Raw genomic sequence first — 14,806 nt, 5'->3', positions numbered from 1 at the left:
GCGTAAAAAGATAACTCGTATTATTTTTCGGCATCCGCTTTACGGATCTCCGCTATTTTTTTACCCAGCAATAAATGTAATACCGCCAGCAGGACAAAAGGTGGCAGGAGCGCAGTGAGCGCGGAAATACCCATTGCCCCTTTAATTAGCATGGCACCTGAAGCGATCAATAATAAAAATACCAGAGTACGGAATACTTTTACTGAAATACGTTTATGCACATACTGTCCCACCAGTGAACCGAGGATCATGGTAGGAATACAGAAAATGACCAGTTTAAACGTTGAGATTGTCAATATTCCACTGGTTGCCAGACCGCCAACCACGGCAATATTATTCGCCGTAAAGAACGCATTCAACGTACCGCGAAAAGCCGCCGGGCCTAAATTACGTAACATGCCGTACATCACAACCGGCGGTCCATTTGTGGAGAAGGCGGCCCCCAGCGCACCCGCGACAGCACCCAACGGCGCAGCAATCCAGCGCCGGTCATAAACGGGCAGGCGAGGAATAAACATGCTGTAGAATGAGTAGAGGATCAGAAACCCACCCAGTCCAATTTTCATGATGTGATCGGGCAGGTAAGACAGCGCGTACAGGCCAACCGGGATCCCAAGAAATGAGAAACCGATCAGTACCGCCGCCGAACGCCAGTCGGTCTCTTTACGTGATAGCCAGGTGGCATAAATGGCCGTCGCCGTACCGACAATAACGGAAAGCGGAGTCGCCATTTTAACCGGCAGCATCAGAGTGATGAGCGGCATGGTAGTTAATCCGCCACCAAAACCTGCACATATCCCCACAAAGGTATAAAGAAACATTAATGCAATGACGGTATAGACAACCTGGTTATCTAGCATCACGCCATCAGGAGTAAATAAAGTAAAGAAATCCATCGTCATTCCTTCATTATCAAATAAAGCTTCAAAATGTGACCCCGTTTTTTTTAATTCCGGAGCGGTGAGCTTTTTACATTAAATGCGTTATTACACTGCTGTTTTTCCTCGAATATTAAAAAATAACTGATGTTGTTCTTCTGGTTTGAGTAATATTAAATCTGTTCCAGAGTTAAACGCATTTGGCGGACAACTCATAGGTTCGACCGCTAATCCCTGACGGTTTAATTTTTCACCACTGTAAACCTGTAACCACGGCTGATCGGAAAATAGACTGACAGACAGTGCCTGTTGTTGATGAATCATCTGCATTTCCCACGGATTACCGTGAGTTCTGAAGGTATGATCGATTTGTTTATCACCGACGGCACGCAGGATGGAGTAGTCCAAATCCATTTCTTCAACGGGATATAACGTCGTGGGGTTCGCCTGGGCATCGACGGCAAAAACCTGCTTCGCCGGAAGGTGCAGCATACAGTCATCAACAGGCGCTAAGTTGCAGGTTAAATAGGGGTGGATCCCGACGCCGTAGGGTGCAGGTTGTTTACCCCTGTTTTTACTGACGATGGTGACCGAAAGCCCCGTCTCAGCATCCAGTGAGTAGATAACCTGAGACATCAACGTGAAGGGGTAACCATAGCTGGGCGGTAAAAACAGCGTCAGAGTGGCCCTTGTCGCCGTTAACGCCTCAATCTGCCAGTCGCGCCAGGCGAGCAGGCCGTGAATGGCGGCCTGAGAACTGTGCTCATTGATCGGTAACTGGTAGTCCTGCCCCTCATACTGATAGCAACCGTTGGCAATACGATTAGGCCAGGGGATCAACACCTTGCCCAGATGAGCCAGCGGCATCTCTTCTGGGTTATGCGGTATGACCAGATGTTTGCCCTGCCAGGTCAGTTCGGCAAGACCTGCACCGACAGAAACAATCTGCGCCTGGTAATCACCCGCAGCGAGTAAAATCGTATTCCCACTACTTTGCATATATATCACCTGTCTATGAGAGCCCCTTCGTGAACAACGGCACAGGCAACGTTCGCATGTTGCTATGCCGTATTTCTCAGGCGGATTTATTTCGCATTAATATCCAACAGGCCCGCTGCAACGGCAGGTGCCAGACCTGGCGCTAACGGGATGCGCGGAATGACCAGACAGTGCAACAGGTGATAAATATCCTGCTTACCATCCCACACCCGAGTGGTGACCTTGTTGTCCGCATCCAGTTCCTGCCACCAGGAGCCATTTTCGTAATCCATCAGGTATTTAATGCAGTAGTCCCACCATGTCTGATACCAGGTTTCGTACTGGCGATCGCCCGTTACCGTATACAGCGCATAGGCAGTGCCCATCGCTTCCACAATGGGCCAGCGCACACGTTCACGAACAATGGGTTTGCCATCCCAGCCAACGGTGTACACGATGCCGTCAGCCCCATCGGGTGCCCAGGCATCACGAATGGTGGCGTGGAAGAGACCTTTCGCGTCTTCCAGCAACCAGGCTGGAGGCTGTTCGCATCGTGCTTCTAACGCGGCGTGGATGTGCAGCATCAGGCGGCCCCATTCAATCCAGTGGCCTGGGGTGCCGCCATAGGCACGGAAACGGTGGGCAGGGTTGTCTTTGTTGTAATCGCGGACCGGGTTCCAGTTCACGTCGAAATGCTCATTGACGCGGTATTCCCCTTTGCGGGCGACATCGTGAATGATGACCGAGGCAATGCGGATAGCACGATCCAGCCATTTTTTGTCATGGGTGACGTCGTAAACAATCAGGAAGGCTTCGACGGCGTGCATATTGGCATTGCCGCCGCGATAGTCTTCGGTTTTGCTGAACGCCTCATCCCAGGATTCCAGACACATTTGCTCTTCTTCACTCCAGAAGTATTTCTCAATAACTTCAATGGTGTAATCGAGCAGTTTCCTGGCCTCAGGATGTCCGGTAGTGACCGCGCTGGCCGCGCCCAGTAGCGCAAAAAAGTGTTGGTATCCCTGCTTGGACGCATCCACAACGCCTTCGTCATTCACACAGGCGTACCAGCCACCGTATTTTTTGTCCCGCAGCGCGCCGTTCATGGCATTGATGCCGTGATCGACCAGGGCGTAGGCGCCCGGTCTGCCCATCGCGGCGGCAACGGAATAGACGTGCAGCATGCGTGCGGTGATCCACAGATGCGTGCCCATCTCTTCTTTGATTTGTCCCTTGTTACCCAGCCAGCCGAATCCGGTTGGTACCGCCGCATTCTTACCAAAATTGAAGATGCGGTCAGTTTCTTGTTCCAGCCAGCGGTTGTGGCTCATTGTGTTAAACCATTTCATTCTTTGCTCCTCGTATCGTATTAACGGCGGCGGGCCATCATTTCATCGACAATTTCACCTAAGCGTTGCAATTTAGGTGCAGAAACATCTCGCAGCATCAGCTCGCTGTCCGGCAGGCCAACCACTGAAGACCAGACCGCACGACCGGCCAGGAAGCCGGAAGCGCCTGCGCTCATCGCGACGCTGACCGCACGTGGAAACAGCTTTTCGTCAACGCCGGAAGAGAGAATGACCCACGGCATGTTGATGTGTTCGTTCAGGTGCTGAGAGGCGCTGAGCAGGGCTTGCTGTGTGCCTTTACCGTGCAGTGGCATTTCAACCTTGTAGAGATCGGCGCCGCTGTCGCCCAATTCTTTGGCGGCATCGATAATCGCCTGTTCGCGATCGAAGTTATCTCCGCGACGGGGCGGACGGACCACCGGTTCGATGATGCTCAATAGGCCATTGGCATGGCACAACGTATTGAACTCTTTCACCATCGCCAGACGTTGCTGCGCGTCTTCATCACTGCGCCAGAGCACCAGCAGCTTTAAGGCTTTCACGCCATCCTGCTTGACGGCCTGCGGATTGATGCTTTTATCAATCACCACGCTATCGACGGGAATGCCGTTGCCCGGGATGAAGGCGTCGGCGGCGACAATCATGCCGCAGCTTTTGGCGACGGCTTTTTGCTCCACTGCCTGGCGGTAACAGAACTGTTGGTCCAGCAGGATCGCGGAGGCATACGGCGAGAGAATTTTTGCAGCATTGACTTTGAAATCCGTGAGATGTTGATCGGTGACCGGCGTTGGCGCGCCTGCTGCGGCAAACATCAGGCGCATCGCTTCACGCTGGTCAACGGCCAGCATGGCGAAACCGCCGGAAGGTCGGGTGATATCTTTCAGGGTGTACGTGGTCATTCTTCAGTCCTTTTACCTGTCAATGGTGGTTTTTCAGTCCGGCAGTAGTGCGAACCTGTTCGAGAATGGCGGTCCAGTCTTCCCGCCCACGGCCAGCGGCTCGCGCCTGGTTATAAACTTCCCTGGACGCCGCGCCGAGCGGCATAGGAACGTGCAGTTGATTGGCGACATCCAGCGCGATACCAAGATCTTTATGGGCCAGGTCGATCATGAAGGCCGGTGAAAGATCGCCCTTCAGCACTTTGTTTGGCCACGAGGTGGTGAAGTGGCCTTTTCCGGCAGGCGTCCCGCTCATGACCTGTAGCGCGACATCGAAGGAGAGGCCCAGTGCTTCACACAGTACGGCGGCTTCGGCTGACAGGGCATTTAGCGCGATGCTCATGTAGTTGTTAATCAACTTCACGCGGATCCCCATTCCCGGACCGCCGGCGTTAATCAACTCATTCCCCATCGCCATCAGCACCGGCGTGGCGCGCTCGACCTGGTCCGGCGTGCCGCCTGCCAGCAATAGCAATGTGCCAGCAACGGCGTGATCGGAGGTCCGTCCGACCGGTACATCCATCATGGCGAAGCCTTTGGCATGCAGTTCGGCGATCAATTTGTCGGTCTGCAAGGGATGGATGGTTGACATATCGATCACCAGCGCCTGTGGGGAAAGGCTTTCGCAAACACCGTCTTCACCCAACAACACGCGGTGAACCAGATCGCCATTGGGCAGCATCGTGATGACAAACTCAGCGCCTTGCGCGGCCTGTGCTGGAGAACAAGCGGGTTGCGCCCCTTTTTCGACCAGACGTTGTACGGCATCGGCGTTAACGTCAAAAACGCTGAGTTGGTGACCCTGCCTGAGCAGGTTGCTCGCCATCGGGGAGCCCATCTGCCCTAATCCGATAAATGCTATTACTGCCATATCGTTCTCCTGAGACGGTGATGTCATTTTTTGTCATTTCAGATCGGTTGTTTTTGTCTGTTTTTGATCGTATTTGTAATTTATGGTCAAAAAATTGACAGCCGTCACTTTTTAAACATTTAGTGAAATTAAAATAGCCTCATCCCAACATGCTTAAGGAACGACCATGATTCGTATTGCTTGTGTAGGTATTACCGTGCTGGATCGCATCTATTACGTAGAAACGTTACCGACAGAAGGCGGTAAATATGTGGCGCATCGCTATACCGAGGTCGGCGGTGGACCGGCCGCGACAGCCGCGGTGGCGGCGGCGAAGTTAGGTGCGCAGGTAGACTTTATTGGCCGCGTGGGTGATGACGACACCGGAAACCGTCTGCTGTCGGAGCTGGAATCCCTGGGGGTCAATACCCGCTACACCCGGCGCTATGCCGGCGCGAAGTCGTCACAGTCGGCCATTACGGTCGACGCTCACGGGGAGCGAATTATCGTCAATTTCCCGAGCCCCGATCTGCTGGCGGAGGCAGACTGGCTTAACGACATCGACTTTTCCCAGTGGGATGTGGTACTGGCGGACGTCCGCTGGCATGAAGGGGCAAAACAGGCATTTACGCTGGCGCGTCAGGCGGGCGTGAAAACGCTGCTGGATGGCGATGTGACGCCGCAGGACATTAGCGAGCTGGTGGCATTAAGCGATCATGCCGCATTTTCGGCCCCAGGTTTGGCGCGTCTGACCGGTATCAGTGAGGTCGCCAGCGCATTAAAACAATCACAAACGATCACAAATGGACATGTCTACGTCACGCAGGGTCGCGAAGGGTGTTACTGGATAGAAGATGGCATGCTGCAACACCAGGCCGGTTTTACGGTGGATGTGGTGGATACGACCGGGGCAGGCGATGTTTTTCACGGTGCGCTGGCATTCAGCCTTGCATCAGGCAGCGAACTAAAAGACGCTGTCAGATTCGCCAGCGGCGTTGCAGCGCTAAAATGCACCCGACCCGGTGGGCGCGCAGGAATCCCTGACTGTGATCAAACCCGATCTTTTCTGTCACTTTTTGTATAAAATGCAGGGCAATGGTTTTTTGAGGAATTTTCATGAGTTTTACCGAACTGACCGGTAACCCACGGCACGATCAGTTGCTGTCGCTCATAGGTGAGCGCGGGTATATGAACATTGATGAACTGGCGGCTTTACTGGATGTCTCCACACAGACGGTACGCCGTGATATTCGTAAATTAAGCGAGCAGGGGTTGATCACCCGTCATCACGGGGGGGCCGGTCGCGCGTCCAGCGTCGTTAATACTGCCTTTGAGCAACGTGAAGTCTCATGGACGCAAGAGAAAAAAGCCATCGCGGAAGCTGTGGCAGACTATATTCCGGATGGTTCAACGGTGTTCATCACCATTGGCACCACCGTGGAGCAGGTGGCGCGGGCATTGTTGAACCACAATCATCTGCGCATCATCACCAACAGCCTACGGGTTGCGCATATTCTCTATAACAATCCCCGCTTCGAAGTGATGGTTCCCGGTGGAACGCTGCGGCCACATAACAGCGGTATTATTGGTCCTTCTGCGACTGCGTTTGTCGGCGATTTCCGGGCGGACTACCTCGTCACCAGCGTGGGGGCGATAGAAAGTGATGGGGCGATGTTAGAATTTGACGTCAATGAAGCCAGCGTGGTGAAGACCATGATGGCCCACTCTAGGCATATTCTGCTTGCTGCCGACCATACGAAATACCACGCCTCAGCAGCGGTTGAAATTGGCAATATCTCTTCCGTTACCGCATTGTTTACGGATGAACTTCCCGGTCCGGCTCTCCACACGCTTCTCCAGTCTAATCAGGTGGAGATTGTACAGGTGAGTCCAGACCAGGATGATAGTGTTTCTGCGTAACAGTCTCCTTTTGAATAAACCGCCGTTTCAGGCGGTTCTTATCACAAAAAATAGAAATAGCTAAACATCCTGGTATGATGTGTAAAATTCCTAAAGCCTGCATAATTTATCAAAATGTGCCTTTGATTCTTCTTGATTTATAAGCTTTTTTAACCTTCTGCACGCATTTTTTTATCTGTTTAAAAAAACATCCAGGAATAGTGCGAATAAATTGATGGTCTTTTATTATTTTGCCTTTTTCGTCAACTGAAGCCCCGTTGACATGATATTTGAATAATTGTATTAATCGCGCAAAGGAAAAATTTAATAATTTTAAGGTAAGTGAATCTTTAATTTTTAAAGATGAACAGACCCGCTTTGCCTTTTAATTAAATTATTTTTTGCCGCGTCTTTTATGCTCTTATCCGAAAAAGAGTGGTACGGAAAAGGTATTCCTATGAAAACACAAAAAATGAAATGCAAAACACCCTCACCAGGTAAATTGGCACTCTGTATCGCGAGTGCGCTGGCTCTGGGGAGCCTAAGCGGACAAGCGATTGCTGCGGGATGTAGTTACACGACTACGGCCCAATTTTTCTGTGACGATCAGACGATTTACTATAATGGTAACCCGCTGTTGTCAAATAGCCGCGACTACACGTCATTTGACGAAGTCTTAATTAATACAAGCCAGAATGGCATAACCACGCCTTTGCAAGGTTGGGGTGTATACCTTGATAGTACGGGTTATAAATTTAAAAATCTGGTCATTAACACGACTGGCTCGGAAGCGGATGGGATCCACTCTAAAAACGCCGGCGGTCGATTAGAAGCAGAAAATATTACCATTACGACGACCGGAACGAGTTCTGATGGGATAAACCTCGGTCGTGAGCTTTCAAGTGCTTATTCTGTTGTCGAAGTGAGTGGCAATGTTTCTGTCAACGCTTCAGACGGCATGGGGCTGCGTGCCAATATCTCCAGAGCAAACACTAGCGCGTATTCTTCAATCATTGTTCACGGCGATGCTGATATCGTTACTCGCGGTAGCGGTGGCATGAACTCCGGATACGGGATTTATGCGGGTAAAGACCTCGGTGATCTATTCGGTAGCGCTGCGGGGATCGCCGATGTCACAATCGGTGGAACCACAACCATTACGACTTCCGGTACAAATGCTTATGGGGTTTACGCCGGGCGAAAAGGTGAAGTTAACCTCAATAACCTGGATGTTACTACCACTAATAGTGGGGCGCATGGCATCTATGCTTCCGCCAGTAGTGATTTCGCCACGGTGAATCTGGGGGGAAACACGGCTATTGATGCAACAGGCAACAACGCTTACGCGATGTATGCCTATCAAAGTAAAGCGCTCATTCGCTCCTGGGATAAGGCAACAGATACTGCAGCTTCAGGCGTCTATGACATTAAAGGTAATCTGTACGCGCGTTCAAGCGGCGTTATTGACCTGACAATGGATGACGGTAGCCAATTCGTCGGTAGCGCCAACTCTTCACAACTGGAAAACACGGCTTCTTATCGTGCAACCATTAATCTGGATATGAAAGGGGCCAGCAGCGAATGGAAAATGACCGGAAACTCCGTCGTTTCTAACCTGACGCTGGATCAAGCCACGCTGCGCTACAGTCCTGACGGTGTTTCTCGCGACGATGCAACCACCTTCAAAACGCTGACTGTTGTGGGCAACTATATCGGTACCAACGCACTGTTAGTGCTGAACACGGTGCTGGAAGGCGATACTTCCCTGACGGATAAACTCGTCGTCCAGGGTGATACCTCTGGCAATACCAAAGTGGGCATCAACAACATTGGTGGTGCCGGTGAACTGACCGTCGACGGGATTAAAATCGTTGAAGTTGCCGGGAACTCTGACGGTACCTTTACGAAATCAGGGCGTATCGTCGCCGGCGCGTATGACTATGACGTGGTGAAAAAAGCCAGTGACTGGTATCTGACCAGCGAACTGTCACCGGTGGATCCGCCACCGCCGCCGCCACCACCGCCAACCGAGCCAGAACCCGATCCCGCGCAGCCAGACCCAGAGGATCCTCCTGGACCGCCAGTGCCAACACCGCCCTCTACAGAGCACCAGTATCGCCCTGAATTTGGGAGCTACCTGGCGAACAACTATGCGGCCAATACCCTGTTTATCACCCGTCTGCACGACCGTCTGGGTGAGACGCAGTATACCGACATGCTGACCGGCGAAGAAAAAGTCACCACCATGTGGATGCGTAATGTAGGTGGCCATAATCGCTTCACTGACGGCAGCGGACAGCTGAAAACCACCGCTAACCGTTATGTTCTGCAGTTAGGTGGCGATCTGGCGCAGTGGAGCAGCGACGGCCTCGATCGCTGGCATCTGGGTGCCATGGCGGGTTATGCCAACCAGAAAAGTAAAACCCATAACAGCTACACGGGCTATGCGTCCCGTGGACAGGTAGACGGTTACAGCGTGGGTCTGTATGCCACCTGGTATGCAAACGAAGCGGATAAGACCGGGACCTATCTGGACAGTTGGGTGCTGTACAACTGGTTTGATAACACCGTGCGCGGCGATCATCTGGCCAGTGAAAACTACAAATCCGACGGTATCACGGCGTCTGTTGAAGGCGGTTATAGCTTCCTGGTCGGGGAAAGTGAAAATAAAACCTACTGGATCCAACCGAAAGCGCAGGTTATCTGGATGGACGTGCAGGCTGATTCACACCGTGAACACAACGGGACTCAGGTGAAAGACAAGACTGACGGTAACCTGATGACGCGCCTTGGCGTTCGTGCTTACCTGAAAGGTCACGCGGAGAAAGATGCCGATAAAGGCCGTGATTTCCAACCGTTTATTGAAGCGAACTGGATCCACAACACCAATAACCAGACCGTACAGATGGGCTCCATCAAGGATGAAATCAGCGGGACGCGTAACATTGGTGAGCTGAAAGTGGGCATTGAAGGGCAGATCAATCCACGTCTGCAGGTGTGGGGTAACGTTTCGCAGCAGGTCGGCGACAACAGCTACAGCGATACCTCCGCGATGCTCGGGGTGAAATACAGCTTCTAAGAAACCGATAAATATCACACCAGAACAAGGCGATGCTGTAAGGGCATCGCCTTTTTTTCCGTCATCTTTCCCTGACGGGCACATAGTCAAAACGTCCCTTTCCCGCTACAGTTATTCATCCACGGCAAGTAAGGAGAGGGACATGCTCTATATCTTTGATTTAGGAAATGTGATTGTCGATATCGACTTCAACCGCGTATTAGGTACCTGGAGCGATCTGAGCCGTGTGCCGCTGGCGTCGTTAAAGCAAAGTTTTACGATGGGTGAGGCCTTCCATCAGCACGAACGAGGCGAAATCACCGACGAAGCGTTTGCCGAGGCCCTTTGCCATGAGATGGATCTGTCGCTGAGCTACGAGCAGTTTTCTCACGGCTGGCAGGCCGTTTTTGTCGCGCTGCGACCTGAGGTTATCGACATCATGCAGAAACTGCGTGAACAGGGGCATCGCGTGGTCGTCCTGTCGAATACCAACCGGCTGCATACAACATTTTGGCCAGACGAATATCCGGAGATTCGCCGGGCGGCGGACCATATTTATCTGTCGCAGGCTCTGGGTATGCGAAAGCCGGAGACGCGGATTTATCAGCATGTTCTACAGCAAGAGGGTTTTTCAGCGAGCGATACGGTCTTTTTTGACGACAACGTCGATAATATAGAAGGGGCCAACCAGTTGGGGATAACCAGCATTCTGGTGACCGATAAAACCGTCATCCCGGATTATTTCGCGAAGCTGTTATGCTAAAAACGGTACATCAAAAAGCCAGGCATCATACCCGACCGATATGGGCCTGGCTGAAACTCCTCTACAAGCGCATTGATGAGGACAACATGACGACGCTGGCAGGAAATCTTGCCTATGTTTCGCTGCTCTCATTAGTGCCGCTGATCGCCGTCGTATTTGCACTTTTCGCCGCTTTTCCGATGTTTTCTGATGTCAGTGTCCAGTTGCGCCACTTTATCTTTGCCAACTTCATCCCGGCAACCGGTGATGTGATCCAACGCTACATCGAGCAGTTTGTCGCCAACTCCAACAAAATGACGGCGGTGGGGGCCTGCGGGTTAATCGTTACCGCGCTGTTGTTGATGTATGCCATTGATAGCGCGCTGAATGCTATCTGGCGCAGTACGCGCGTGCGGCCAAAAGTGTACTCCTTTGCCGTGTACTGGATGATTTTGACGCTAGGGCCATTGCTGGCAGGGGCCAGCCTGGCGATCAGTTCGTATCTCCTCTCATTACGTTGGGCCAGCGATCTCAATACGGTCATCGATAATGTATTGCGCCTCTTTCCGCTGATCCTCTCCTGGCTCTCATTCTGGCTCCTCTACAGCGTGGTGCCGACCACGCGCGTACCGAATCGTGATGCGATTGTCGGCGCCTTTGTTGCTGCGGTACTGTTCGAGGCAGGAAAGAAAGGTTTCGCGCTTTATATCACCATGTTCCCGTCATATCAGCTTATTTACGGCGTGTTAGCGGTGGTGCCCATTTTGTTTGTCTGGGTGTACTGGACGTGGTGTATCGTCTTGCTTGGCGCGGAAATAACTGTCACTCTCGGGGAATACCGCAAACTTAAACAAGCCGCAGAACAAGAAGAAGCAGACCAACCATGATTGCATTAATTCAGCGCGTAACCCGTGCCAGCGTCACCGTGGAGGACGAAGTGACGGGTGAAATTGGCTCAGGACTTTTAGTGTTGTTGGGGGTCGAAAAGGATGACGACGAGCAGAAAGCGAATCGCCTGTGCGAACGCGTGCTCGGCTACCGTATTTTTAGCGATGCCGAAGGCAAGATGAACCTGAACGTGCAACAGGCGGGCGGGAGCGTGCTGGTGGTGTCACAATTTACGCTGGCGGCGGATACCGAACGCGGCATGCGTCCGGGGTTTTCTAAAGGGGCGACGCCGGAGCGGGCGGAAGCCCTGTACGACTATTTCGTCGAACGCTGCCGCCAACAGGAAATGAACACGCAGACCGGACGCTTCGCTGCGGATATGCAGGTTGCGCTGGTGAATGATGGCCCCGTGACGTTCTGGTTACAGATATGAATCAGCTTCCGGCGTGGCCGCGGGTAACAAGAGAGAGTACAGCTATGTATCACCTTCGAGTACCGCAAACAGAAGAAGAATTAGAGCGTTACTATCAGTTTCGCTGGGAGATGCTGCGCAAGCCGCTGCATCAGCCGAAGGGGTCCGAGCGTGATGCCTGGGACGCGATGGCGCATCACCAGATGGTAGTGGATGAAGAGGGGAATCTGGTGGCCGTCGGGCGTTTGTACATCAATGCCGATAATGAGGCTTCTATCCGCTTCATGGCCGTCGATCCGACCGTGCAGGAGAAGGGGTTGGGTACGCTGATGGCGATGACGCTGGAGTCCGTCGCGCGTCAGGAAGGCGTCAAACGGGTGACCTGTAGCGCACGGGAAGATGCGGTTGAATTCTTCGCCAAACTTGGGTTTGTCAATCAGGGTGAAATCACCACGCCACAAACCACGCCGGTTCGCCACTTTTTGATGATCAAACCGGTTGCCTCGCTCGATGACATCTTGCATCGCGGCGACTGGTGCGGACAACTGCAGCAAGCGTGGTATGAACACATCCCGCTGAGCGAGAAGATGGGTGTGCGCATTCAGCAGTACACCGGGCAGAAATTTATTACCACGATGCCAGAGACGGGCAATCAAAATCCGCACCACACGCTGTTTGCCGGGAGCCTGTTTTCACTGGCCACGCTGACCGGTTGGGGGCTTATCTGGCTGATGCTGCGCGAGCGCCATCTCGGGGGCACGATTATTCTGGCCGACGCCCATATCCGCTATAGCAAACCGATTAGCGGCAGGCCAGCAGCGGTTGCCGATCTCGGCTCTTTGAGCGGCGATCTTGACCGTCTGGCGCGGGGGAAAAAGGCGCGTGTCCAGTTGCTGGTGGAGCTATCAGGAGACGAGACCACCGGCGCCATTTTTGAAGGTACCTACATTGTCCTGCCCGCCAGACCGTTTGGCGCCTATGAAGAAGGCGGAAACGAAGAAGAGTAGGGGGAAACCCCCCTCTTTATTTGATAACGTTTTTTGTGCGCTGAATACCAATCCGCCAGGCAATATCCTGCATTGCGCTGCGCGCCGCATGGCTGATGCCAGCTAGCTGGAAAAAACCGTGAATCACGCCGAGATAGCGCTGGCAGGTGCAATCGACGCCTTGTGTCGTAAGTCGGTGATACAAAAGTTCACCTTCGTCGCGCAGCGGATCAAATTCAGCGGTGATGATGTGCGTGGGCGGTAAGCCGCGGAGATCGTCTCGCCAGAGTGGGCTGGCTTCGGGGTGTTGGCGTTCAGTATGGGGCAAATACATCTCATACCCGGTAAGCAGCGTATCGCGGGTAATGATGTAGTCCAGACCATTGCGGATATAGCTGTCACATTTTGCGGTCGCGTCAAGCATCGGGTAGATCAGTACCAGTTGTGCTGGCTGCCATTGCGTCGCAGCCTTCAGGCGCAATGCCGTTACCAGCGCCAGGTGTCCGCCCGCACTGTCCCCGGCAAGCGTGATGCGCTCGCGTTCAACGCCAAGTTGTTCTGCGTATTGCCAGATCAGGTTGGCCCCTTTTTCGGCATCGTCATGCGCTGCCGGAAACGAGTGTTCAGGCGCGAGGCGGTACTGCACGGCAATAACCCGGCAACCGCTGGTATACGCTAACTGCCGCAACTGATTATCGTGGGTAGCGAATCCGCCGCTCACGAAACAGCCGCCGTGGTAGTAGATAACACAGGGCAGGGAGCCTGACGCGTGGCGCGGTGATACGACGCGCAGCGTCATCCCCTCCAGCTCAACATCGCTGACCTCTACACGCGTTTCAGTTTCTCCGGCCAGCACGGTACTGGCGATATAGCCCGCCCTCCGGTCATCAATACTTTGCCGACGCGCTGAAGGGCGCCCCGCCGCGATGAATTCCTCGACCTGTTGTGCAATACCGTTTTCAAGTGCCATTTTCTTAATCCCTTAAGTCTGTATGAATATACAGTGTTATAACCTGGTTTTTCGTGAAAGAGAACGGTGGATTTTGGTCAGGGTGAAATTCTGGAAAGCGCCTCGCAAAAGGAAAAGTCACTGCGGGGATCACTTTTTTCCTGCTTGTCGACGGTGTATGTTGTTTGAAAAATATTCGCCACTGATATACTGGAGGTATATGTGAGCACAATGGCTGGAATGGACATGGGCAGAATATTACTCGACTTATCCGATGAGGCGATCAAACGCCTTGATGATCTCAAGCAGCTGCGGAATCTGCCGCGTGCGGAGTTGCTGCGCGAAGCAGTGGAACAGTACCTTGAAAGGCAAGGTCAGGCTGAAACCATGATTTCCAATGCGCTAGGAATCTGGCAAGGCTGTGAAGAAGATGGCGTTGAGTATCAGAAGAAGTTGCGCGAGGAATGGTAATGCACAAGAAACCCGTGCTGTTCGATACCAATATCCTGATTGATTTATTTAGCGGTCACCAGGAAGCGCAGCGAGCACTGGACGCGTATCCGCCGCAGAATGCCATCAGCCTGATCACCTGGATGGAAGTGATGGTGGGAGCAAAAAAATACCATCAGGAATATCGTACGCGCGTGGCGTTGAGTGCGTTCAACATCATCGGCGTTTCACAGGAAATTGCTGAGCGAAGCGTGAATCTCAGGCAGGAATATGGGATGAAACTTCCGGATGCAATCATTCTGGCCACCGCGCAGATTCATCGGTTTGTGCTTGTGACGCGCAACACCCGAGATTTTGCAGGGATCCCTGGCGTCATCACGCCTTATCAGTTGCAGGCCGGACGGTAAGCACCGCCCGGCATCACGTGTT

At 52.8% G+C, this 14,806-nt stretch carries 15 protein-coding genes; 9 read left to right on the top strand and 6 right to left on the bottom strand.

Annotated features, from left to right (window positions below; all coding sequences use genetic code 11):
* Positions 1 to 20: 20 nt before the first annotated feature.
* The 5 genes from ACERJC_RS21640 to yihU form a co-directional block, all read right to left on the bottom strand.
* Positions 21 to 896 carry a sulfite exporter TauE/SafE family protein gene (locus ACERJC_RS21640; protein ID WP_042325436.1) on the bottom strand — a complete coding sequence of 292 codons (876 nt, stop codon included), beginning with the start codon at positions 894 to 896 and terminating at the stop codon, positions 21 to 23.
* A gap of 90 nt (positions 897 to 986) precedes the next feature.
* On the bottom strand, positions 987 to 1,877 hold the full coding sequence (locus ACERJC_RS21635) for an aldose-1-epimerase (protein WP_373672465.1): 891 nt from the start codon (positions 1,875 to 1,877) through the stop codon (positions 987 to 989).
* A gap of 86 nt (positions 1,878 to 1,963) precedes the next feature.
* Complete coding sequence (gene yihS, locus ACERJC_RS21630; protein WP_152401052.1) at positions 1,964 to 3,205, bottom strand: sulfoquinovose isomerase; 1,242 nt, start codon at positions 3,203 to 3,205, stop codon at positions 1,964 to 1,966.
* Positions 3,206 to 3,225: 20 nt separating this feature from the next.
* Complete coding sequence (yihT, locus tag ACERJC_RS21625; protein WP_373672464.1) at positions 3,226 to 4,104, bottom strand: sulfofructosephosphate aldolase; 879 nt, start codon at positions 4,102 to 4,104, stop codon at positions 3,226 to 3,228.
* A gap of 19 nt (positions 4,105 to 4,123) precedes the next feature.
* Positions 4,124 to 5,014 carry a sulfolactaldehyde 3-reductase gene (gene yihU / locus ACERJC_RS21620; RefSeq protein WP_373672463.1) on the bottom strand — a complete coding sequence of 297 codons (891 nt, stop codon included), beginning with the start codon at positions 5,012 to 5,014 and terminating at the stop codon, positions 4,124 to 4,126.
* Positions 5,015 to 5,180: 166 nt separating this feature from the next.
* Here yihU and ACERJC_RS21615 point away from each other — a divergent pair, with 166 nt between their 5' ends.
* The 7 genes from ACERJC_RS21615 (at position 5,181) to fabY (ending at position 12,999) form a co-directional block, all read left to right on the top strand.
* Positions 5,181 to 6,077 (top strand): sugar kinase, encoded by an 897-nt coding sequence (locus ACERJC_RS21615; protein WP_152401059.1) that lies wholly within the window; start codon positions 5,181 to 5,183, stop codon positions 6,075 to 6,077.
* 32 nt (positions 6,078 to 6,109) lie between these two features.
* On the top strand, positions 6,110 to 6,913 hold the full coding sequence (locus ACERJC_RS21610) for a DeoR/GlpR family DNA-binding transcription regulator (RefSeq protein WP_152401061.1): 804 nt from the start codon (positions 6,110 to 6,112) through the stop codon (positions 6,911 to 6,913).
* Between the two features lie 436 nt (positions 6,914 to 7,349).
* A complete protein-coding gene (locus tag ACERJC_RS21605; protein ID WP_373672462.1) occupies positions 7,350 to 9,971 on the top strand; it encodes an autotransporter outer membrane beta-barrel domain-containing protein in 2,622 nt (873 codons plus the stop codon).
* Positions 9,972 to 10,113: 142 nt separating this feature from the next.
* Positions 10,114 to 10,713 carry a glucose-1-phosphatase gene (gene yihX, locus ACERJC_RS21600; protein WP_373672461.1) on the top strand — a complete coding sequence of 200 codons (600 nt, stop codon included), beginning with the start codon at positions 10,114 to 10,116 and terminating at the stop codon, positions 10,711 to 10,713.
* Complete coding sequence (locus tag ACERJC_RS21595; RefSeq protein WP_373672460.1) at positions 10,707 to 11,579, top strand: virulence factor BrkB family protein; 873 nt, start codon at positions 10,707 to 10,709, stop codon at positions 11,577 to 11,579. Before yihX ends, ACERJC_RS21595 begins: the two co-directional genes overlap by 7 nt.
* Positions 11,576 to 12,013 carry a D-aminoacyl-tRNA deacylase gene (gene dtd / locus ACERJC_RS21590; RefSeq protein ID WP_152401068.1) on the top strand — a complete coding sequence of 146 codons (438 nt, stop codon included), beginning with the start codon at positions 11,576 to 11,578 and terminating at the stop codon, positions 12,011 to 12,013. The genes ACERJC_RS21595 and dtd overlap by 4 nt, the downstream gene beginning before the upstream one ends.
* A gap of 44 nt (positions 12,014 to 12,057) precedes the next feature.
* A complete protein-coding gene (gene fabY, locus ACERJC_RS21585; protein ID WP_152401071.1) occupies positions 12,058 to 12,999 on the top strand; it encodes a fatty acid biosynthesis protein FabY in 942 nt (313 codons plus the stop codon).
* A 16-nt stretch (positions 13,000 to 13,015) separates the two neighbouring features.
* Here fabY and ACERJC_RS21580 read toward each other — a convergent pair whose 3' ends face one another.
* Positions 13,016 to 13,948 (bottom strand): alpha/beta hydrolase, encoded by a 933-nt coding sequence (locus ACERJC_RS21580; protein ID WP_373672459.1) that lies wholly within the window; start codon positions 13,946 to 13,948, stop codon positions 13,016 to 13,018.
* 210 nt (positions 13,949 to 14,158) lie between these two features.
* Between ACERJC_RS21580 and ACERJC_RS21575 the strand changes: the two genes are divergently transcribed.
* Positions 14,159 to 14,398, top strand: coding sequence for a ribbon-helix-helix domain-containing protein (locus ACERJC_RS21575; protein ID WP_152754542.1), 240 nt, complete (start codon positions 14,159 to 14,161; stop codon positions 14,396 to 14,398).
* Positions 14,398 to 14,784 carry a type II toxin-antitoxin system VapC family toxin gene (locus ACERJC_RS21570; RefSeq protein WP_373672458.1) on the top strand — a complete coding sequence of 129 codons (387 nt, stop codon included), beginning with the start codon at positions 14,398 to 14,400 and terminating at the stop codon, positions 14,782 to 14,784. Before ACERJC_RS21575 ends, ACERJC_RS21570 begins: the two co-directional genes overlap by 1 nt.
* Positions 14,785 to 14,806 lie beyond the last annotated feature (22 nt).

The organism is Citrobacter telavivensis, assembly GCF_041807075.1.
Lineage (GTDB): Bacteria > Pseudomonadota > Gammaproteobacteria > Enterobacterales > Enterobacteriaceae > Citrobacter_A > Citrobacter_A telavivensis.
This window is presented reverse-complemented; position numbering and strand designations above follow the sequence as displayed.

Excerpts from the sequence above, each read along its gene's own strand:
- yihT (WP_373672464.1), bottom strand. The coding sequence starts at position 4,104 with ATGACCACGTACACCCTGAAAGATATCACCCGACCTTCCGGCGGTTTC.
- ACERJC_RS21570 (WP_373672458.1), top strand. The coding sequence starts at position 14,398 with ATGCACAAGAAACCCGTGCTGTTCGATACCAATATCCTGATTGATTTA.
- ACERJC_RS21575 (WP_152754542.1), top strand. The coding sequence starts at position 14,159 with ATGGCTGGAATGGACATGGGCAGAATATTACTCGACTTATCCGATGAG.
- yihU (WP_373672463.1), bottom strand. The coding sequence starts at position 5,014 with ATGGCAGTAATAGCATTTATCGGATTAGGGCAGATGGGCTCCCCGATG.
- ACERJC_RS21610 (WP_152401061.1), top strand. The coding sequence starts at position 6,110 with ATGAGTTTTACCGAACTGACCGGTAACCCACGGCACGATCAGTTGCTG.
- fabY (WP_152401071.1), top strand. The coding sequence starts at position 12,058 with ATGTATCACCTTCGAGTACCGCAAACAGAAGAAGAATTAGAGCGTTAC.
- ACERJC_RS21640 (WP_042325436.1), bottom strand. The coding sequence starts at position 896 with ATGGATTTCTTTACTTTATTTACTCCTGATGGCGTGATGCTAGATAAC.
- yihS (WP_152401052.1), bottom strand. The coding sequence starts at position 3,205 with ATGAAATGGTTTAACACAATGAGCCACAACCGCTGGCTGGAACAAGAA.
- yihX (WP_373672461.1), top strand. The coding sequence starts at position 10,114 with ATGCTCTATATCTTTGATTTAGGAAATGTGATTGTCGATATCGACTTC.
- ACERJC_RS21605 (WP_373672462.1), top strand. The coding sequence starts at position 7,350 with ATGAAAACACAAAAAATGAAATGCAAAACACCCTCACCAGGTAAATTG.
- ACERJC_RS21595 (WP_373672460.1), top strand. The coding sequence starts at position 10,707 with ATGCTAAAAACGGTACATCAAAAAGCCAGGCATCATACCCGACCGATA.
- ACERJC_RS21615 (WP_152401059.1), top strand. The coding sequence starts at position 5,181 with ATGATTCGTATTGCTTGTGTAGGTATTACCGTGCTGGATCGCATCTAT.
- dtd (WP_152401068.1), top strand. The coding sequence starts at position 11,576 with ATGATTGCATTAATTCAGCGCGTAACCCGTGCCAGCGTCACCGTGGAG.
- ACERJC_RS21580 (WP_373672459.1), bottom strand. The coding sequence starts at position 13,948 with ATGGCACTTGAAAACGGTATTGCACAACAGGTCGAGGAATTCATCGCG.
- ACERJC_RS21635 (WP_373672465.1), bottom strand. The coding sequence starts at position 1,877 with ATGCAAAGTAGTGGGAATACGATTTTACTCGCTGCGGGTGATTACCAG.